The organism is Brevundimonas sp. (assembly GCF_965227765.1).
In the GTDB taxonomy this organism is placed as follows: Bacteria; Pseudomonadota; Alphaproteobacteria; order Caulobacterales; family Caulobacteraceae; genus Brevundimonas.
Genome location: NZ_OZ245778.1, coordinates 2,990,976 through 3,010,765, shown reverse-complemented (window position 1 = coordinate 3,010,765; position 19,790 = coordinate 2,990,976). Strand labels below are relative to the sequence as shown.

The window sequence follows — 19,790 nt, the reverse complement described above, 5'->3', positions numbered from 1 at the left end:
CGCCTATTCGTCGAGCGGCAGCACCTCGCCCAGAGCGCGGCGCAGCTGTTCGGCGGAGTAGGGCTTTCTGAGGATCGACCAGGGCGCGTCACTGAGCGCCTCGTCCACGTCGTCGCCTGCATAGCCCGATGTCAGCAGTATCCTCAGATCCGGGTAGTCGACGGCGCATTGCCGCGCCAGCTCGATGCCCGTCATGCCGCCTGGCATGACCACGTCCGACAACATCACGTCGAACCGTCCGGAGCCGAGAACCCTCAGCGCCTCGGGGCCGGTTTCGGCCGCCACCACGTCCAGTCCCATCTCTTCCAGCAGTTCCATGGCCACCGCCGCCACGCCCGTGTCGTCCTCGACCAGCAGCAGGCGGCGGCCGGACGGCAGGATATCATCCAGCGCGGCGTCGGGTTTTGGCTCAACAGCCGCGTCTCTGGCCAGGGGCGGCAGATACAGCCTGATCTCGGCGCCTTCGCCGACGCCAGAGCGGATACGCACGCCGCCGCCGCTCTGGCGAGCGAAACCATAAACCTGGCTCAGGCCCAGGCCTGTGCCCTTGCCGACCGACTTGGTGGTGAAGAAGGGTTCGAACACCCGAGCCATGGTCGCTGCATCCATGCCCGCGCCGTTGTCAGTGACCGAAACACAGACATAGGTCCCGGCGGCCAGTTCGGCGACCTCGCCCGCCTCGACCTCGCAGGCCTGGGTTTCGATCAGGATGCTGCCGGCCTTGGCCGATCCTCCTTCCGCGATCGCATCGCGGGCGTTGACGATCAGGTTAAGCAGGGCGGCCTCGAACTGAGACGGATCGACGCTGACCCGCACGCCGCCGCGCTTCAGCTTGATCTTGAACGACACTGTTTCGTCCACGGCCCGGCGCAGAAGGGGCTCGCTCTCGCGGATCAGGGTGTTCAGGTCGACGAGTTCGGGCCTCAGGGCCTGGCGCCGCGAAAAGGCCAGCAGCTGGTGGGTCAGACCTTCTCCACGCCGTGCCGCTGCCAGAGCCGCCTCGCCCAGTTTCTTGCGCCGGGCGGCGTCGTCGGGCGAGCGCAGGATCATGTCCAGGGCGCCGATGACCACGGTGAGCAGGTTGTTGAAGTCGTGGGCCACCCCGCCCGTCAGCCGACCCACGGCCTCCATGCGCTGGGCGTGCATCAGGTCCGCTTCGGCCTTGGCCTTTTCCGCCAGGGCCTCTCCGACACGGTCTTCGAGCAGTTCGTTGATGCGTTTCAGGTCGGTCTCGGCGCGCTTGGCGTCGGTCACGTCGAACGCGACCCCGACAAAGCCCGCCACCTCGCCGTCCGAGGCCAGGCGCGGGCGCGAGAAGGATTTCAGCCAGCGGTATTCCCCGGCGCTGTTCTTATAGCGGGCCTCCAGCGAAAAGGGCTCGCCCGTGGCTTCGCCGGCCTGGGACGATCGCGCCATTTGCTCCTGGTCGTCCGGGTGGATGAATGTGCGCCAGTCAGCCGTACGGACGCTCTCGTAGTCCCCGCCCATGAAGGCGACGTAGGCCTGATTGACGAAGGCGCGCTGGCGATTCTGCTGGGTGACCCAGATCAGCACCGGCGCGGTGTCGGCGATGGCGCGGAACCGGGCCTCGCTTTCGGCCACCTCGGCCTGGGCGCGGGTCCGCTCGACCTCGCTCCAGGCCCGCTCGGCCGTCTCGTCCAGCAGGCCGATTTCCTCGGCGGTCCAGACGCGCGGCGTGGCGCTGTGGACGTTCATGAAGGCGCGAAGACGCCCGCCGCGCATCAGCGGGATGGACACGAAGGACCGTACCGAAATGCCCAGATAGGCCTGTTTCGCTGCAGCCGTGCGTGGATCGGCGGCGACATCCTCGACGATGACAGGCATCCCGCGAGCCAGTTCGGCGTCCACCTCGCCGCCAAAGGTCTCGATCGGCCAGTCGCCTTCGCTGGACGGCACGCCGTCGGTCCAGTCGCGATAGAGGCGGTAGAAGCCCGCATCGCGATCCAGTTCGCCAAAGCCCGCACGGACCACGCCGAGGTCCTCGCCCACCAGCCGGTTGACGTGATCCATCACCGCGCGCGGGTCGCTGAGATCGCGAAGCCCGTCGGCCATCTGCAGCAGGAAGCGCTGACGCCGATCCTGCCGGGCCAGGGCGTCCAGCGCCTCGTGGCTCTCGGTCACGTCGAAGGACAGTCCGACATAGCCACGGAACTGTCGTTCCCCATCGAAGCGCGGATTGACCGAGACATTCATCCAGCGCCAGGCTCCGTCGTGGCGGGCGAAGCGGCATTCGAACGCATAGGGTTCGTGCTTGGGACGATGCTGGGCCTGGACGGCGGCGACCCCGGCCTGGTCGTCGGGATGTATGGCCATCTTCCAGACGTGGCCGAGAATGTCGTCGGCGGGGCGGCCGTAGAATTCGACCAGGGCCGCGTTGACGAACTGGACCTCGCCTTCCTCGTTGGTCAGCCAGACGGGCGAGGGCGCCGTATCCGCCATCAGCCGGAACCGTTCCTCGCTTTCGCGCAGGGCGGCTTCGGCGGTCTTTGTATCGGTAATATCGACCACGACAGCGATATAGCCGGCCGGATCGCCGTTCTCGTCGGTAAGGGCGCCCAGACTGGTCAGGCCCCAGACCACGCGGCCATCGGGACGCATGTAGCGTTTCTCGATCTGTCCGGCGGGGCCGCCGGCGATGACCTGCTGCAAGAGTTTCAGCGTCGGCTCGACATCCTCGGGGTGGCTGGCGGCGCGGGTGTTGATGCCGATGGCGGTCTCGGTCGTGTAGCCGAGGATGTCTGCAAACCTCTGGTTGGCGCTGACGACCTGGCCGTCCAGGCTGACCCGGGCGATGCCGGCCGAAGCCTGGTCGATCATGGCCTCCAACTGGGTGTCGCTGCGTCGCAGGGCGGCGGCGGCCGTACGGGCGTCGCGCTGCGCCGCGTCCAGCCGGCCCAGGGTCTTTCTCAACGACGCGGCGATGATCACCACGAACGTCCCGACGACCAAGAAGTTGAAGGAGCCGACGCGGTTGAGGTCGGTGAACAGGCTCACGCCCGATCCGGTCAGGTGGACGACCATCCATCCGCCGATCAGGCAGGTGACCAGGCTGGCAAGGCCCGCCGCGCGCCCGGCCGACAACGCCGCGAGGATCACGCCGGGCAACAGGATCATGAAGCCCGTGATGTCGCCATAGAAGGTCGAGGCGGCGGCGCGCACGCTGAGCACGGCGGCGGCCCAGGCGAATCCGACCAGCAGATTGCGCCACAGCGGCATCGGCGGGGTGCGGGCCAGCCGCAGAAGCCCGGCATCGGTGTCCGCCACCTTTCTGAAGAACGCGACAGCGCCCATTCGTTCCCCGTTTCAGCCTGGCCGCCGCGCATTGCTACGCTTGTCGGCAACGCCTACCTCTAGTGTGCGTTCCCTCTGATTGAGGGGAAGCGGGCCTTGGCAGGCTTCGGCTCAATGCCCAACTGAACGCAACGCCCAACGATATTCTTATTCTGGAGACAGTATGACCGCCAAGATCGATACCGGCCTTTCGAAAGCCGAACGCACGGATGTTGTCGGACAGCTGACCAAGGTCTTGGCCGACAGCTATGCCGTCTATCTGAAGACCCACGGCTATCACTGGAACGTGCGGGGCGCAGAGTTCTTCTCGATCCATTCGCTGCTGGAACAGCAGTACCGCGAAATCTGGGAGGCGCTGGACACCATCGCCGAGCGCATCCGCGCCCTGGGCGAGTTCGCGCCCCAGGGTTACGCCACCTTCGCCAACCTGACCTCCATCGGCGACGGCGATCCCGAGCAGGATTCCAGCGCCATGCTGGCGGAACTGATCAAGGACCACGCAACGGTCATCGCCACCATGCGGACGGCGCTTAAGACGGCGGAGGAAGCCGGCGACGACGTGTCGGTCGATCTGATGACCCAGCGCCTGGCTGCACATGAGAAGACGACCTGGATGCTGCGATCTACGCTGGGCTCGCGCTAGAGTCTCACCGAACGGTAATCCGTGGTCCGAAAAGCGCCGCGATGGGGGGTTAGACGCCCTGCCTTCCGGCGTTTCTCGGCGCCTCCGACGGAAACATGATGATCGCGATCGACTGGATCAGGGTGAAACGACAGGGCCGCAGGATTGCGGCCGCAGCGCCCGCCATGCTGGCTGCGCTGGGCGTCGCCATGGCCGCCAGTTCGACCCCGCGTCCGGCTGTGGATCTGACGGCCGAGGCCGTCGCGCGTGCGACCCGTGGCGATCTGACCGATGTCGGTCTGGCCGCCATGCGCGCCCGGCTTGATCCCTCGCAGTTGGCCATCGCCATTCGCCATGATCCGAACGCTCGCGAGGCCGAACTCTATGGCCTGACGCCCGGTTGGGAGAGTTTGACCCTGGCCGGGAAGCCGTCGCTGGACCTCGGCGCCAACGGCCTGGACGCCCAGCGGATGAACGCCGCCATGCCGGCGGCCAACGGCGCGCTGCGGCCCGCCCTGCCGTTCGTGTTCAAGGCGGCGACGGAGGCCGACCGCCGCCGCGCCGTCCGCTGTCTGACGCAGGGTGTCTATTACGAAGCGGCGCTGGAAAGCACCGAGGGCCAGGAGGGCGTGGCCCAGGTGATCCTGAACCGCGTCCGCGATCCCAACTATCCGAACTCCATCTGCGGCGTGGTGTTCGAGGGCGCCGAGCGGAACACCGGCTGCCAGTTCAGCTTCACCTGCGATGGGGCCTTGTCTCAGGCGCCGGTCGATTGGGCCTGGCGTCGCGCCGCCAGCGTGGCCGAGCGAGCCCTGGCTGGTCATGTGGCGGCAAAGGTCGGAACGGCGACCCATTACCACGCCGACTATGTGCATCCCTGGTGGTCGCCGACCCTGGCCAAGATCACTCAGATCGGCGCGCATATCTTCTATCGCTGGAAGGGCGTCTATGGCGAAACAGCCGCCTTCAATCAGCGCTACGCCACCCATGAGCCGGTGATCGACGAGGCCCGGTTCGCGCGGCCCCGGCTGATCGTGGCCAGCGGCGATCCCGCGGTGGCGGCCGACGGGTCTGCGGCGACCGCGCCCGGCCTGAAGACCGTCGAGATCAACGGCCAGACCCGCGTCGTCGGAGTCGCCAGCCTGGGCGGGCGTCGCGTCGCCACCAGTGATGAGATCGCCGCCATCAACGCCCGGCTGCGTGCCTTCGAAGCGCCCGCCGTCACGCCTGCGCCTGCCCCGGCCGGCGTCACCACCATGGATGTCGAGGAGGTCGGCAAGCCCGCTGCCTGACATCCGGCTAAGATTGCAACGGCGCCGCTTCCCGCGCATTTACTCAGCAAGATGGCGCCAGTCGCCTGTGAAACGGCGTGTGTCCTCTGTCTCTGTCCACTATCAATGACCAATGGCCCAATGGCTGGAGCGAGCGGGACCGGATCGCGGCCCTGCGCGCCTATGGGGTGCTACACACCGCGCCCGAGAACGATTTCGACGATATCGTCGCCTTGGCCGCGCGAATTTGCGATGCGCCGACCGCGCTGATCAGTCTGGTCGACAGCGACACCCAGTGGTTCAAGGCTCGCATCGGGCTGGACGCCTGCGAGACCGGCCGGGACGTGTCCTTCTGCGACTACGCCATGCGCGAGCATGAGGTCATGGTGGTGCGCGACGCGACCCAGGATCCTCGGTTCGCCAACAATGCTCTGGTCACCGGGGCCCTGGGCATCCGGTTCTACGCCGGCGCGCCTCTGGTCAGCGCCGACGGCCTGCCGGTGGGGTCCTTGTGCATCATCGACTATCGGCCCCGGCCCGAGGGGCTGACGGATCTCCAGGCCCAGGCGCTCAGCGTTCTGGCCCGCCAGGTCATCAGCCAGATGGAACTGCGCAAGGCCCTGGCCCAGCGCAAGGAAAGCGAAGAGACGGCGCGTCGGGCGGTGCTGGCTTCGGAATATGTCGGCGCCTGGGACTGGGATATTGTCAACGACCGGGTCGTTGCCGACGAACGCTTCGCGCGGATGTACGGGGTCGACCTTCAGACGGTCGAGCAGGGCGCGCCGCTGACCACCTTCATGGCCCACATGCATCCAGAGGATGTCGACCGTGTCGCCGCCGAGATCCAGCAGGCGATGGAGGGCGACGGGGTCTTCGTCAGCGAATACCGGCTTCAGGCGCCCGGCGCCGCGACGCGGTGGGTCGTGGCCCGAGGCCAGATCTATTTCGCCGCCGATGGCTCTCCCGAGCATTTTCCAGGCATCTCGGTCGATATCTCCGAGCGCAAGGCTCTCGACGCCAGCCTGGCCCAGGTCGCCGCCGCCCTGTCCGAGAGCGAGGCCAAGTTCCGCGCCATCGCCGATTCCATGCCGCAGATGGTCTGGTCCACTCAGCCCGACGGCCTGCACGACTATTATAACGCCCGCTGGTACGAGTTTACGGGCGTGGCCGAGGGCTCGACGGACGGAGAGGGGTGGGCCGCCATCTTCCACCCCGAGGATCAGCCGAGGGCCTGGGAGGCCTGGCGTCATTCGCTGGCGACGGGCGACCTGTACGAGATCGAATATCGGCTCAGGCGCCATGACGGGGTCTATCGCTGGACCCTGGGGCGCGCCGTGCCGATCCGAAACGAGGCCAGCGAGATCGTTCGCTGGTTCGGCACCTGCACCGACATCGACGATCTGAAGCGGGTCGAGCAGAACAAGGAACTGCTCAGCCAGGAACTGAGCCACCGGATCAAGAATATCTTCGCCGTGGTCTCGGCCCTGATCGCCTTGTCGGCCCGTCAGCATCCCGAGGCCAAGGCCTTCGCCTCTGCCGTGCGCAACCGCATCGGCGCCCTGGCGCGGGCGCATGAGTTCGTTCGCCCGCACAGCGAGGTCTCGCGCCCGACAGTGGGCGACATGACGCTGCACGCCTTTCTTGAGGCCCTGTTCAAGCCCTACGCCGACGATGACGGCGCGACGCGGGTGGTTATCGAGGGCGACGACGCGGTGTTCGACGATCAGGCGGCCACGTCCGTCGCGCTGCTGTTCCACGAACTGGCGACCAACGCCGCCAAATACGGCGCCCTGTCCGTCGTTGGCGGTCGCGTCATCCTGAGGACCGAGATGCGTGACGATCGCTTCGTCCTGATCTGGACGGAGACGGGCGGTCCGGCTGTGACGGGGGAGCCGACGCGCGAGGGCTTCGGCACCTCTCTGGCCACGCTTTCGGTTCAGGGCCAGCTGGGCGGACGGCTGGAACGAATCTGGCGACCCGAAGGTTTGAAGGTCGTGGCGGATCTTCCCGCCACCGCGCTGTCACGACGTCGGGCTGCAGAAAAGTCCGCTAACCGACACTAGGCGTGAAACCATCAAGGGTAGTCCGCGTTATCCGCGGGTATCGATCAAACAAGCCGGGATCATGACTGCGCGTATTCTGATCATCGAGGACGAGGCCCTGGTGGCCATGGAGCTCCGCTTCGTTCTGGAAGACCTCGGATATGACGTGGTCGCGACCGCTGCAGACGCGCGCACGGCGCGTAACTTGGTCAGGGAGATGGAGGTCGATCTGGCCCTGGTCGACATCCATCTGTCGGATGGGCCGACCGGCGTCGAGCTGGGACGTGACCTGGCTCAGGAAAAGGGCGTGACCGTCCTCTACATGACCGCCAATCCGGGCATGGTCCGCAACGGCGTGGCCGGCGCCATCGGCGTTCTGTCCAAGCCGACGGATGAGCGCGCGGTCCAGAAGTCGGTCGAATACGCGCTCGGACGCCGCAACGGGCAACCCGTCCAGTATGCCCCGCCAGAGCTTCAGCTGTTCGCCAACTGATCTGGACGGCGCCTACCAGACGCCGATCTTTTCCGCCTCGTGATGAGTGATCGGCTGGTTGGCGCGGGCGTGATCCTCTTCCGCCAGGAAGCGCACGGCGTCCAGCGCCGCCATACAGCCCATGCCTGCGGCGGTCACGGCCTGGCGATAGATGTCGTCGGTGACGTCTCCGGCGGCATAGACGCCCTCGATATTGGTCGCCGTCGAGCCGGGTTTGACCACCAGATAGCCGCCGGTCTTGGTCTCCAACTGGCCCTGGAACAGCTCGGATGACGGGGCGTGGCCGATGGCGATGAAGACGCCGTCGGCGCTGACCTCCTGGGTCTGGCCTGACTTGACGTTGATCAGCCGCACGCCGGTCACGTTGGACGCGATCCCGTCCGTCTGGCCCAGGATTTCTTCGACCGCGTGGTCCCAGATGACTTTGACCTTGGGGTTGGCGAACAGCCGGTCCTGCAGGATCTTCTCGGCGCGGAACTCGTCCTTGCGGTGGACCACGGTCACCTTGGCGGCGAAGTTGGTCAGGAACAGCGCTTCCTCGACCGCGGTGTTGCCGCCGCCGACCACGATCACGTTCTTGCCGCGATAGAAGAAGCCGTCGCAGGTGGCGCAGGCCGAGACGCCGAAGCCCTGATACTTTTGCTCGCTGTCCAGCCCCAGCCATTTGGCCTGGGCGCCGGTCGAGATGATGACCGTCTCGGCCAGCATCTCTGCGCCCGAATCCAGCTTCAGCCGGAAGGGACGCTGCGACAGGTCTGCTGAGACCACGATGTCCTCGATGATCTCGGTCCCGACGTGTTCGGCCTGGGCGCGCATCTGTTCCATCAACCAGGGGCCCTGGATGACCTCGGCGAAGCCCGGATAGTTCTCCACGTCGGTGGTGATGGTCAGTTGTCCGCCCGGCTGGATGCCGGCGATGATCACGGGATTCAGCAGGGCGCGCGCCGCATAGATGGCGGCGGTCCAGCCGGCGGGGCCGGAGCCGATGATGGCGAGGCGAACGGAGCGGGGCGCGGAGCTGATCTGGGTCATGAGCCCCTATTTAAGGGCTGATTCCGTCCGGCGCGATGGTAGGTTGCGGCGATATTCTCTGGAGGCAGGCGCATGAGTGGTCGCAGCAGCATGGGTGTCGGCGTCGCTCTTGGGATCGCCATCGGCGCCGGCCTGGGCATCGCCATGGACAATCTGGCTCTGGGCCTGGGCCTGGGTGTCGCCATCGGGGTGGCTGTCGGAGCCGGTATGGACGCCCAGGCGAGAAAGAAGGCGAACGGCGCCGGCGACGGTGGTTCGCCCGTCGCCGACGTTTCCGACGGCAAGTCCAAAGGTGTCGGCCACAATGAGGACGGTGGGTCGGACGGCGGCGATGGCGGCGGCGGCGACTGAGGTCTAGCGCGCGGCCATGGCGTCCAGGATGGCGCGGGCGGCGCGGTCGGTCTCGGCCAGGGGCTCATAGGCCCAGGTGTCCAGCCTGCCGTCGAATGGGCGGGCGGCGCCATGCCCCTCAAGCTCGGCGTGCAGGCGGGCGAACTTGCCGGGCCGTTTCAGAGGCGCCATCGGCAGGATATGGACAGGCTTGCCGGTCGAGGCGGCCTCGGCGGCCATGTTGGCGCTGTCCTCGGTGACCAGGATATGGTCGGCGGCGTGCAGGAAGGCGAACAGCGGATTGTCGCCCGCTCCGTCCCAGATCATGCCCGGCAGAGCCGACAGTCGCTGCGTCATGACCGCCTTGGCCGCCTCTGGCGTGCGTCGCGAAAAGGTCAGCAGAAGCGAACCGGCTGCCGACTGGATGGCGGCGGCGATGTCGTCGGCCAGGGACGCCGCATGGGCAGGCGTCAGGTCAAACGCCTTGGAGCGCCCGCCGATCAGGACGGCGACGCGCGGTCGGGGCAGGGGGTCGATGCGTTCGGCGAAGGCTGGCGCCGCCTCGGCGATGCGCTGCGGCGTGATCCGGTGGGGCGAGCCGATGATCTCGAAGACATTGTCGCCCTCCAGTTCGTCGTGGGCGGGCGCCACCACCATGTCGAACCGTGACGGCGACAGACGCGGGTCCTGGGTCTGGACGACAAAGGTTCTACCGCCGCTCAGGCGACTGGCCGCCAGCGACAGGGGCAGGGTGGCGCGGCCCGTCGCGATCCACAGGTCGGGCCAGGTGCGGCCTCGGCGCGGAAACGGCGCGTCGGCCTTGGGGTCCAGCATGGCCGGGGTCTTCAGCGCGACCGGAAGCTTGTCGAACAGGGGCCGCCAGCGGACGCGTTTGACGGCGATCCGCGCAGGCGTGAGGCGAGCGACCGCCTCGGCCAGGCCCAGGCCCTGATTCTCGATCCCGGCGCGACCATCCGAGACGACCTGAATACGCAGAAGAGCGGTCACCGACCTCCCGCGCCCCACAGGGGGCGCGAGACGCCACGTGCGCGTGTGGCTATTTCCACTCGACCTTGAGGATCTCGTAGGCCTTCACGCCGCCGGGCGTGTTGACCTCGACCACGTCGCCGACCTCCTTGGAGATCATGGCGCGAGCGATGGGTGACGAGATGGAGATCTTGCCCTGTTTCACGTCGGCCTCATGCTCGCCGACGATCTGGTAGCGGCCCTCTTCCTCGGTGTCCTCGTCGACCACGGTGACCGTGGCGCCAAACTTCACCTGGGCGCCGGACAGCTTGGACACGTCGATCACCTGGGCGCGCGACAGCTTGTCCTCGATGTCGGCGATCGAGCCTTCGATCCAGCCCTGGCGCTCTTTGGCGGCGTGGTACTCGGCGTTTTCGGACAGGTCGCCATGATCGCGAGCCTCGGAGATGGCCGCGATGACGCTTGGGCGTTCCACCGACTTCAATTGCTTGAGTTGATCGTCGAGGGCGCGGTAGCCCTCGCCCGTCATGGGGACTTTTTCCATATGTATCAGGAGTTTCTTGTTTCGCCCGGTAAACCGGAGGGAGGACGGAAAGAAAATCGAACGGATTGGCGGTGGCCGCTGGGCGCGTGCGACCGGCCAAAGAGACTAGGGCGCCTGACGCCCAAACTCAAGGTCTCGCCCGCCACGCGCCAACCTCAGGTGGTCGGGGCGATATCCCGAGCGGCGCGAGAGCTCAGCACCCGCTTGGCGACACTATAGACCAGCCAGGCCAGCGCCAGGGCGCCGATCAGGGCGAAGACGAACGACAGCACCGCGATGCCCGCCGAGATGAAGGCGATGACGAAGGCAATGGCGGCCAGAAGGCTGGCGACGATCTGAAGGGTCTGGAGGCGCATGGTTCGTTAACGTCCCCGACCGGCCAGGGTTGCGTCGGTCGCCATCAAGCGTAGGCGTAGGGGCCGCCCCGTTCCAACGCCCGCTGATAGGCCGGACGGGCATGGATCGTCTTCAGGAAGCGGGTGATGTGCGGCTTGTCGCCATAGGGCGCGCGCGACCCGGCGGCCTCCAGCGGGAAGCTCATCATGATGTCGGCGGCGGAGAAGGCATCGCCCGCAAACCAGGGCGCCTTGGCCAGTTCGGCCTCCCAATAGGCGGTGTGGGCGGCGATCTGCGGGTCGATGAAGCTGTCCTGGGCCTTCTTCGACACGCCCCTGACCAGCGGCTTCATCAGGCCCGGCGCGCGGTTGGGCAGTTGACCGAAGATCAGTTTCAGCAGCAGGGGCGTCATCGCCGATCCCTCGGCATAGTGCAGCCAGTAGGTGTAGCGCCGCGCCGCCTCGGTCCCTGCGGCCGGCTTCAGCGGCGAGCCCGGATGGGCGTCCATCAGGTATTCGATGACGGCGCCCGTCTCCGCCACCCGGATCGGGCCGTCGTCCAGCACCGGCGACTTGCCCAGCGGGTGGATGGCGCGCAGTTCAGGCGGGGCCAGCATGGTGCGGGCGTCACGCTCATAGCGAACCACCTCGTACGGAAGCCCCATCTCCTCCAGCAGCCAGAGCACCCGCTGGGAGCGGGAGTTGTTCAGGTGGTGGACGGTGATCATGGCGCGCTTCCCAATGGGTCTGTCACCTTACGGCGGTTTCCGCAGGGGAGGGCAAGAGGGGTGATCGCCGCATCAGACCCGGCGGCCGCTCCAGCGGGTGCGGCTTTGCGGGCGAGGCGGCGGGGCTGGATTGGGGGCTGCGCCCGCCGCCTGGGGCGTGGCGCAGTTGCGATGCTGCTGCCACAGCTCGAAGGCGAGGGTGGCGAGGGCCAGCTTGCCGGCATGGCGACCGGCGAAGCGGCGGCCGCCCTTGGACAGCAGCAGACCGCCGACGGCGGTGGCGATACGGGACAGGGCCATGACGAGTTTCTCCGGGGTGGGCCGGAAGAACGGTCAGGCTTCGGATCGGTTCACTTCGGCTCGGAAACAGGCGCTGCCGCCGTCGCGGCCGGGGCCGTAATCGCCGGGGCCGTGATCGCAACGGCCTCTGGCGGGGCAGGGTCGGGCGCGCGCACAGTCGCCGTTCGACCCGCAGGGGCCGCCAAGACGGCGGTCAGGGGCGAGACGCCGGTTTCGCCAAAGGCCTCGACGGCGAAATGATAGTCGACGCCGAGGTTCAGGGCGCGGATCAGCACAGCGCCGCCGCCCGCCGCCAACTCGTCCGCCCAGACCTGATAGGTCGAATGCAGCCGGTCGGGCGCTACGCCCCAGCGGATATTGTAGCCCAAGACGCCGGGGACGGGCTGGAAGCGCAGCAGGGCGTCGCGCTGGTCGCTCTGGCGCGCCAGGCTGAAACCCTGCGGCGCCGCCGGGGCCTCGCCCTCCGCATTGCCGAACACCCGCAGGTCCGAGATGGCCAGATGATCGCCCGGAACCTCGCCGTGGTTGTAGCGGACGTAGCGGGCGCGGACCGGACGTTCTGGCGTCAAATAGGCGTTGGGGCTGTCGCGCTCGGCCGTCATGCGGCTGGCGAACACGAACCAGCTCTGGCCGTCGACCGACCACTGGATGCGGAAGCGAGCGCGCTGATTGGCCTCGTCACCATAGACGCCGGATTTGTAGTCGGCGAAATTGACCTGCACGGCGTTGACCGTCTTCACCGCGCCGAGGTCCAGCGTCAGCAGTTGGCCGGGCGTATTGGTCCCGGCGACCCAGAAGGTGCGGGGGTCCTCGTCCGTGGCGCGGTCGGCGCTGAAGGCGTCCAGCGTCGATGTCGCCGTGGCGCGGGCGCGGTACGACAGCGGCATCCAGCCGGTGAACAGGCTGTCGGGATCGGTGATCGGGCCGTCCACGGCTTTCTGCGGGAAGTCGCCGAACCGGCTGGAGAACCACAGTTGGCCATCCGCATGGACGCCGCCGGGCATCAGCGAGACCCGGCGCTCGAAGCTCCAGTTCAGCCCGACCCAGGACGTGCTCATGTTCCACCAGTTGCCGTAGCGGTCCTGGAAGGTCGAGCCGTGGCCCGCGCCCTGGACGAAGCCGCCGGGCTTGTAGCTGACGGGGCTGTAGGGGGCGTAGGTGAAGGGACCCAGGGGCGAGCGCCCGACATAGGTCCCGGTGGCGTAGGCGTTGTATTCCGTGCCGGGCGCCGAATACTGCAGATAGTAGCGGTCGCCGATCCGGTTCATCCGGGCGCCGTCGATGAAGGGCCGGACCGGGGTCCCGTTGGGCAGGGCCCCGGAATGGTTCAGGCCGAACCGCTCCCAGCCGTGGCGGGCGGGGTTGAGGCCGAACATGGCGGTGGGGGTGTCGACCCACTCCATCGGCGGGGTCGGGCTGATCTCCGAGCCGTACAGGGGAAAGACGTCGGACGACCCCCAATAGACGTACCACTTGCCATCCGTGTCGATGAAGACATCGGGCGCCCAGGGGCCGGCGGGCAGGCGGTCGTTCGGGCCGGGCATGGGATCGCGTCCGCGCACGGCGCCAGGGATGGCGGGCATCAGCCGCGAGTGAAAGCCGAACCGGCCGGTCTCTGGCTTGTCGCTGGACAGCATGGGCGTGGGGTCGGCGGCGGACTGCATCAGATACAGCCGGTCGCCGTCCGACACGGCGGCGGGACCGACGCTGCCTTCCAGCGGCCAGCGGCTGGGCGTGACGAAGGTCCAGTCGACCAGGTTCTGCGAGGTCCAGTACCCATCGGCCTGGGTCAGGAACATATAGTAGCGGTCCTGGTGCAGCACGACCGACGGATCGGCGCCGGTGCGATAGGCGATGCCCTCGTGCGTCTGGTCGAAGCCGTAGCGGTAATCCAGATCGACGGGATTGGCCCAGGTCGTGTCGCGATGCTGGGCCGCTGACGGCGAGGCGAGGGCGACGAAGGTCCCGGACAGACAGACGGCGGCGGCGAGGAGGAGGGATCGCATTCCGCCACGCTAACACGCTGTGATCGCCAGAACATCACCGGACGCGCAGGCGGCGAAACCGGCTTCAAAAACACGTCCTCCGACACGCAAATCCAGTGGCGCGGGGGGCGGTCCGCGCATAGCGTGGCCGGATGAACCAATCGCGCAACTCCGGCTCCCGCTTTGGCCGCCTCCTGTCCTCGCTGAGCGTCAGGGTCGTCATCGCCTTGATCCTGGGGCTGGGCGTCGGGGCCGCGGTCCAGGCCTGGGGCGGTCAGGGCGGCGCGTCGGGCGTCGAGACGGTCGAGGCCCTGGGCGGGGTCTGGCTGAACGCGCTGAAGATCACCGTCATTCCCCTGATTTTCGCCCTGCTGGTCAATGGCGTGGCCTCCATCGCCGATGCGGCCCAGACCGGGCGGCTGGCGATGCGGGCCATGGTCGTGTTCGGCATCATGATCGTGGTCGCCACGGTCTATGCCATCGCCGCGGGCGTCGGGATCCTGAGCCTGTGGCCGATCGACCCCGAGGGCGGCCGCGCCGTGCTGGCCAGTCTGCAGCCCGATGGCGCGGCGGCGGTCGGCGAGGCGGTCCAGACCGACGGCTTCCGCGCCTTCCTGAACAGCCTGGCTCCGTCGAACCTGGTCAAGGCGGCGGGCGACGACGGGGTTCTGGGGGTGGTGCTTTTCGCCTTGGTCTTCGGCTTTGCTGTCACGCGGCTGGAAGACAGGCTCAGGGCGCCCATCGCCACCTTCTTCGAGGCCGTCGCAGAGGCGATGATCGTGATGGTTCACTGGATCCTGATGGCGGCGCCGTTCGGGGTCTTCGCCCTGGCGCTGGGCGTGGGGCTGCGGGCCGGGCTCGGCGCGGTCGGCGTGCTGGGCCACTATGTCTCGTTCGTCAGCCTGAGCCAGATCGGGATCATCCTCCTGACCTATCTCATCGTCGTCGTGTTCGGCCGCATCGGTCTGGCGCGGTTCGCCCAGGCCGTCGCCCCGGCCCAGGCGGTGGCCTTCAGCACCCAGTCGTCCCTGGCCAGCCTGCCGGCCATGGTGGAGCAGGCGCGCGTCGGCCTGGGCGCATCGCGGGCCGTCTCCGGCCTGGTGCTGCCCCTGGCCGTGGCCGTGTTTCGCATCACCAGTCCGGTAGCCAACCTGGCGGTCTGTCTCTATGTCGCCCAGCTGTATGGCGTGCCGCTGGCGCCGGGGATGCTGATCGCCGGCGGCCTGACCGCCATCGCCGCCAGCATCGCCGCCGTCGGCCTGCCGGGACAGGTAAGCTTCTTCCTGAGCATCGGCCCGATCTGCCTGGCCATGGGCCTGCCGCTCGGCGCCCTTCCGCTGCTGCTGGCCGTCGAGGTCATCCCCGACATCTTCCGCACCGTCGGCAACGTCACCGCCGACCTCGCCGCGACCCGGATCGTCCAGGTGCAGGAAGGCGAAGAGCTGGAGGCGGCGGGGGAAGCGGTTTGAACCTGTATGGCTGAGGCCGGAAAGCGGACTCTCGGAAGGTCGGCTAAGGGTGGGAAGCGGACCCCGCGACTAGCGGATTTTCCCGGTCGCTACGCGCTTAAGGCCTTCGAAAAGTTCAAAGTTCTGGCCAGATACCAGAAGTTCCAAAGGCGCGGTGTCCATTAAAAATCTAACCTCAGCCATCCACTTGTAGGGCCCTGTGGCATCGACCTTCTCGACCACTAGAGACCACGCTTCGCTAGGCGGCCATGCTTCACCAGAACCTATAAATCTGGCTATTGTCGAATATCGCGGGGAGCCTTCGCCCAGTGGGGGCTTCGATCTTCCGCCGTCTTCAGGTCGAACCCACTCGATTTCCGCCAGCATAGCCCTCTCCGCTCAGCCCAGCTTAGCTACTGGGATAGAATGTCCGCAACGGGTCGATTTGCGACATCAACGCCTGGCCGGAAACCGGACGTTGCGGTCCTCCAGCAACTATGGCCAACTTGGCCATGCCCTCGATTATCATTTCGCCCAAAGCGAGCGAGCAGGACCATCAATTCCTCCTAGAGCGTCTAGTCTCATTCAATGATGAGATCGGCGGGGCGTCCGGATACGAACCCGTGGCGATCCTCATAAAGGCCGATGATGGCGAGCCCATCGGAGGGCTCTGGGGCAAGATTTCCTATGACTGGCTCTTCGTTGATATCCTCATCGTGCCGAAGGAGCTGAGAGGAAGCGGCTTCGGCGCACAGCTGATGGAGGCGGCAGAGCGGGCTGCGCGTAACGTTGGATGCGTCGGCGTGTGGCTCGACACCCATGGCTTCCAGGCCCCCGAATTCTACAGGAAGTTGGGATACGAGACCTTCGGCGAGTTGCCCGATCACCCTCGCGGAACGAGCCGACACTTCTTCCGGAAGCTTCTCGCCTAGATCGAAGGCGGCGCCCGACTTGGGTCGATAGCCGCCATTTTCACCAGACCGCTTAGCAGGCACTCTTCGTTCGTCATCCTCGCGACGATCCGCGCCGGAGGATGACGAACGAAACAGGCTTCAGTGGGCGTAGTCCTGGATCGGGCGCACATCCAGCTCGTCGCCCTGAAGGACGCCGATGGCCTGGGCCGCCGCGAGGGCTGCGGGCGTGGTGGTGTAATAGGGGATCTTCATCATCAGGGCGGTGCGGCGTAGCGAGAAACTGTCCTGCAGCGACTGCTTGCCTGAAGTGGTGTTGAAGACCAGCTGGATCTCGCCGTTCTTCATGGCGTCGACGATGTTGGGACGACCTTCCAGCACCTTCTTGACCCGCTCGACCGCCAGTCCCTGTTCGACCAGATAGTCGCAGGTGCCGCCGGTGGCGACGACGCTGAAGCCCTGTTTCAGCAACAGGTCCACGGCGCCGGCGATGAAGGGCTTGTCGTCGTCCTTGACGCTGACGAAGACCCGGCCGGCCGTCGGCAGGATGGTGCCGCCGCCGATCTGGGATTTCGCAAAGGCGCGGGCGAAGGCGGGGGCCATGTCGGCCTCGCCCTCACGCTTCCAGTCCAGGCCCATGACCTCGCCGGTCGAGCGCATTTCCGGGCCCAGGATGGTGTCGACCCCGGCGAAGCGGGCGAAGGGGAAGACGGCTTCCTTGACCGCGATATGGTCATACGGCTTGTCGGTGAGGCCGAAGGATTTCAGCGGCACGCCGGCCATGACCTTGGCGGCGATGGAGGCGATCGGCTGGCCGATGGTCTTGGCCACGAAGGGCGCGGTACGCGACGCGCGCGGGTTCACTTCCAGCACGAAGATGCGCGGGTTCTCGCTGTGGGGCTCCTCGATGGCGAACTGCACGTTCATCAGGCCGCGCACCTTGAGCGCCCGCGCCATGGCCTCGGTCTGGCGCTTCAGCTCGGCGACAGTCTCGGCCGACAGCGAATAGGGCGGCATGGAACAGGCGCTGTCGCCCGAGTGGACCCCGGCTTCCTCGATATGCTCCAGGACCCCGGCGACGAAGACGGTCTCGTCGTCGCACAGGGCGTCGACGTCCACCTCGGTGGCGCGGTTCAGATAGTGGTCGATCAGGACGGGGTCCGAACCCGACACCCGCATGGCCTCGCCGACGTAGCGGTCCAGCTGTTCGCGGTCGTGGACGATCATCATGCCGCGTCCGCCCAGGACGTAGGAGGGACGCAGGACGACGGGATAGCCGACCTCTTCGGCCTTCTGCGCGGCCTCCTCGGCGCTGCGGGCCAGGCCGTTGGGCGGCTGCATCAGGCCGATGTCGTTCAGCATGACCTGGAACCGCTCACGGTCCTCGGCCAGGTCGATGGAGTCGACGGATGTGCCCAGGATGGGGATGCCGTCTTCCTGCAGGGCATGGGCCAGCTTCAGCGGGGTCTGGCCGCCGAACTGGACGACGACGCCGATCAGGTCGCCCTTGGAGCGTTCGACCTCGATCAGCTCCAGCACGTCCTCGGCCGTCAGGGGCTCGAAATAGAGGCGGTCGGAGGTGTCGTAGTCGGTGGAGACCGTCTCGGGGTTGCAGTTGACCATGATCGACTCGACGCCGATGTCGGCGAAGGCGAAGGCCGCGTGACAGCAGCAGTAGTCGAACTCGATGCCCTGGCCGATCCGGTTCGGACCGCCGCCCAGGATGATGGCCTTCTTCTTGTCGGTGGGCTCGCTCTCGCACTCGGGGACCTGGCCCAGGGCGCCGGTCTCATAGGTCGAATACATATAGGCGGTGGCCGAGGCGAACTCGGCGGCGCAGGTGTCGATGCGCTTGAACACCGGGCGGACGTTCAGCGACCGGCGGGCGGTGCGGACGGCCTTCTCGGTCGAGCCGACCAGTTGGGCCAGACGGGCATCGGAGAAGCCCTTGGCCTTCAGCTTGCGGAAGTCGATCTCGGTCGTGGGCAGGCCCTGGACGCGGACATGGCCTTCGGTGCGGACGATGTCGGCGATCTGGCGCAGGAACCAGGGCTCGTAGGAGCAGGCGGCGTTGACCTCCTCGACCGACAGGCCGTGGCGGAAGGCCTGGGCGATGACGCGGATGCGGTCGGGCGTCGGCTGGCCCAGAGCACGCATGACGGCGGCGCGGGCCGAGGCGTCGTCCTCGACATCCGCCGTGCCCTCGATCTCGATCTCGTCGAAGCCCGACAGGCCGGTCTCCAGGCCGCGCAGGGCCTTCTGCATGGATTCCTGGAAGGTCCGGCCGATGGCCATGACCTCGCCGACCGACTTCATGGCCGTGGTCAGCAGGGGCTCGGAGCCCGGGTATTTCTCGAAGGCGAAGCGGGGGATCTTGGTGACGACATAGTCGATCGACGGCTCGAAGCTGGCCGGGGTCACCATGGTGATGTCGTTGGTCAGCTCGTCCAGCGTGTAGCCGACGGCCAGACGCGCGGCGACCTTGGCGATGGGGAAGCCTGTGGCCTTGGACGCCAGGGCGGAGGAGCGCGACACGCGCGGGTTCATCTCGATCACGACCATGCGGCCGTCGGCGGGGTTGATGGCCCACTGGACGTTCGATCCGCCCGTCTCGACGCCGATCTCGCGCAGGACGTTGATCGAGCCGGTCCGCATCCGCTGATATTCCTTGTCGGTCAGCGTCAGGGCGGGGGCCACGGTGATGGAGTCGCCCGTGTGGACCCCCATCGGGTCGATGTTCTCGATGGAGCAGATGATGATGCAGTTGTCGGCCGTGTCGCGGACGACCTCCATCTCGTATTCCTTCCAGCCCAGCACCGATTCCTCGATCAGCACCTCGGTGGTCGGCGACAGGTCCAGGCCGCGAAGCACGATCTCCTCGAACTCCTCGCGGTTATAGGCGATGCCGCCGCCGGTGCCGGCCAGGGTGAAGGACGGGCGGATGATGGCGGGCAGGCCGACGAACTCCAGCCCCTCCAGGGCCTCTTCCATCGAGTGCGCCGCCTTGGACTTGGGCGATTCCAGACCCAGCTTGTCCATGGCGTCGCGGAATTTCTGGCGATCTTCGGCCTTGTCGATGACCTCGGCCTTGGCCCCGATCATCTCGACGCCGTACTTCTTGAGCGCGCCCGAGGCATCCAGCGACAGAGCGGTGTTCAGCGCCGTCTGGCCGCCCATGGTCGGCAAGAGCGCGTCGGGGCGCTCCTTGGCGATGATCTTCTCGACCATCTCGGGCGTGATCGGCTCGATATAGGTGGCGTCGGCGACCTCCGGGTCGGTCATGATCGTGGCCGGGTTCGAGTTGACCAGGATGACCCGGTACCCCTCGGCCTTCAGCGCCTTACAGGCCTGGACGCCGGAATAGTCGAACTCGCACGCCTGGCCGATGACGATGGGGCCGGCGCCGATGATCAGGATCGACTGGATGTCTGTGCGTTTGGGCATGGGTGC

General features: G+C 67.0%; 16 protein-coding genes. 7 read left to right on the top strand and 9 right to left on the bottom strand.

The window, feature by feature from the left end:
- Positions 1 to 3 precede the first annotated feature (3 nt).
- Positions 4 to 3,312 (bottom strand): PAS domain S-box protein, encoded by a 3,309-nt coding sequence (locus tag ACO05L_RS14445; RefSeq protein WP_421729863.1) that lies wholly within the window; start codon positions 3,310 to 3,312, stop codon positions 4 to 6.
- 163 nt (positions 3,313 to 3,475) lie between these two features.
- Between ACO05L_RS14445 and ACO05L_RS14440 the strand changes: the two genes are divergently transcribed.
- From ACO05L_RS14440 to ACO05L_RS14425, 4 genes are all read left to right on the top strand, one after another.
- Positions 3,476 to 3,955: a Dps family protein gene (locus ACO05L_RS14440; protein WP_421729862.1), complete on the top strand. Its 480-nt coding sequence runs from the start codon at positions 3,476 to 3,478 to the stop codon at positions 3,953 to 3,955.
- 95 nt (positions 3,956 to 4,050) lie between these two features.
- Complete coding sequence (locus ACO05L_RS14435) at positions 4,051 to 5,226, top strand: cell wall hydrolase (protein WP_421729861.1); 1,176 nt, start codon at positions 4,051 to 4,053, stop codon at positions 5,224 to 5,226.
- A gap of 77 nt (positions 5,227 to 5,303) precedes the next feature.
- Entirely contained in the window at positions 5,304 to 7,268 is a 1,965-nt protein-coding gene (locus ACO05L_RS14430) for a PAS domain-containing protein (RefSeq protein WP_421729860.1), read from the top strand.
- 61 nt (positions 7,269 to 7,329) lie between these two features.
- Complete coding sequence (locus tag ACO05L_RS14425; protein ID WP_421729859.1) at positions 7,330 to 7,740, top strand: response regulator; 411 nt, start codon at positions 7,330 to 7,332, stop codon at positions 7,738 to 7,740.
- Positions 7,741 to 7,752: 12 nt separating this feature from the next.
- On the opposite strand, the gene trxB is transcribed toward ACO05L_RS14425, so the two are convergent.
- Entirely contained in the window at positions 7,753 to 8,772 is a 1,020-nt protein-coding gene (trxB, locus tag ACO05L_RS14420) for a thioredoxin-disulfide reductase (RefSeq protein ID WP_421729858.1), read from the bottom strand.
- A gap of 72 nt (positions 8,773 to 8,844) precedes the next feature.
- On the opposite strand from trxB, the gene ACO05L_RS14415 reads away from it, so the two are divergent.
- Positions 8,845 to 9,123: a hypothetical protein gene (locus tag ACO05L_RS14415; protein WP_421729857.1), complete on the top strand. Its 279-nt coding sequence runs from the start codon at positions 8,845 to 8,847 to the stop codon at positions 9,121 to 9,123.
- 3 nt (positions 9,124 to 9,126) lie between these two features.
- Here the strand turns inward: ACO05L_RS14415 and ACO05L_RS14410 are convergent, their stop codons facing one another.
- The 6 genes from ACO05L_RS14410 to ACO05L_RS14385 form a co-directional block, all read right to left on the bottom strand.
- A complete protein-coding gene (locus ACO05L_RS14410) occupies positions 9,127 to 10,110 on the bottom strand; it encodes a mitochondrial fission ELM1 family protein (protein WP_421729856.1) in 984 nt (327 codons plus the stop codon).
- Between the two features lie 49 nt (positions 10,111 to 10,159).
- Entirely contained in the window at positions 10,160 to 10,633 is a 474-nt protein-coding gene (gene greA, locus ACO05L_RS14405) for a transcription elongation factor GreA (protein ID WP_421729855.1), read from the bottom strand.
- Positions 10,634 to 10,788: 155 nt separating this feature from the next.
- Positions 10,789 to 10,989 carry a hypothetical protein gene (locus ACO05L_RS14400; protein ID WP_421729854.1) on the bottom strand — a complete coding sequence of 67 codons (201 nt, stop codon included), beginning with the start codon at positions 10,987 to 10,989 and terminating at the stop codon, positions 10,789 to 10,791.
- Between the two features lie 44 nt (positions 10,990 to 11,033).
- On the bottom strand, positions 11,034 to 11,696 hold the full coding sequence (locus ACO05L_RS14395) for a glutathione S-transferase (protein WP_421729853.1): 663 nt from the start codon (positions 11,694 to 11,696) through the stop codon (positions 11,034 to 11,036).
- A 72-nt stretch (positions 11,697 to 11,768) separates the two neighbouring features.
- Positions 11,769 to 11,996, bottom strand: a complete 228-nt coding sequence (locus ACO05L_RS14390; protein ID WP_421729852.1) for a cysteine protease — start codon at positions 11,994 to 11,996, stop codon at positions 11,769 to 11,771.
- 50 nt (positions 11,997 to 12,046) lie between these two features.
- On the bottom strand, positions 12,047 to 14,002 hold the full coding sequence (locus ACO05L_RS14385) for a family 43 glycosylhydrolase (protein WP_421729851.1): 1,956 nt from the start codon (positions 14,000 to 14,002) through the stop codon (positions 12,047 to 12,049).
- Positions 14,003 to 14,133: 131 nt separating this feature from the next.
- On the opposite strand from ACO05L_RS14385, the gene ACO05L_RS14380 reads away from it, so the two are divergent.
- On the top strand, positions 14,134 to 15,450 hold the full coding sequence (locus tag ACO05L_RS14380; protein ID WP_421729850.1) for a dicarboxylate/amino acid:cation symporter: 1,317 nt from the start codon (positions 14,134 to 14,136) through the stop codon (positions 15,448 to 15,450).
- Between the two features lie 491 nt (positions 15,451 to 15,941).
- Positions 15,942 to 16,361, top strand: coding sequence for a GNAT family N-acetyltransferase (locus ACO05L_RS14375; protein ID WP_421729849.1), 420 nt, complete (start codon positions 15,942 to 15,944; stop codon positions 16,359 to 16,361).
- Positions 16,362 to 16,481: 120 nt separating this feature from the next.
- On the opposite strand, the gene carB is transcribed toward ACO05L_RS14375, so the two are convergent.
- Positions 16,482 to 19,784 carry a carbamoyl-phosphate synthase large subunit gene (gene carB, locus ACO05L_RS14370; protein WP_421729848.1) on the bottom strand — a complete coding sequence of 1,101 codons (3,303 nt, stop codon included), beginning with the start codon at positions 19,782 to 19,784 and terminating at the stop codon, positions 16,482 to 16,484.
- Positions 19,785 to 19,790 lie beyond the last annotated feature (6 nt).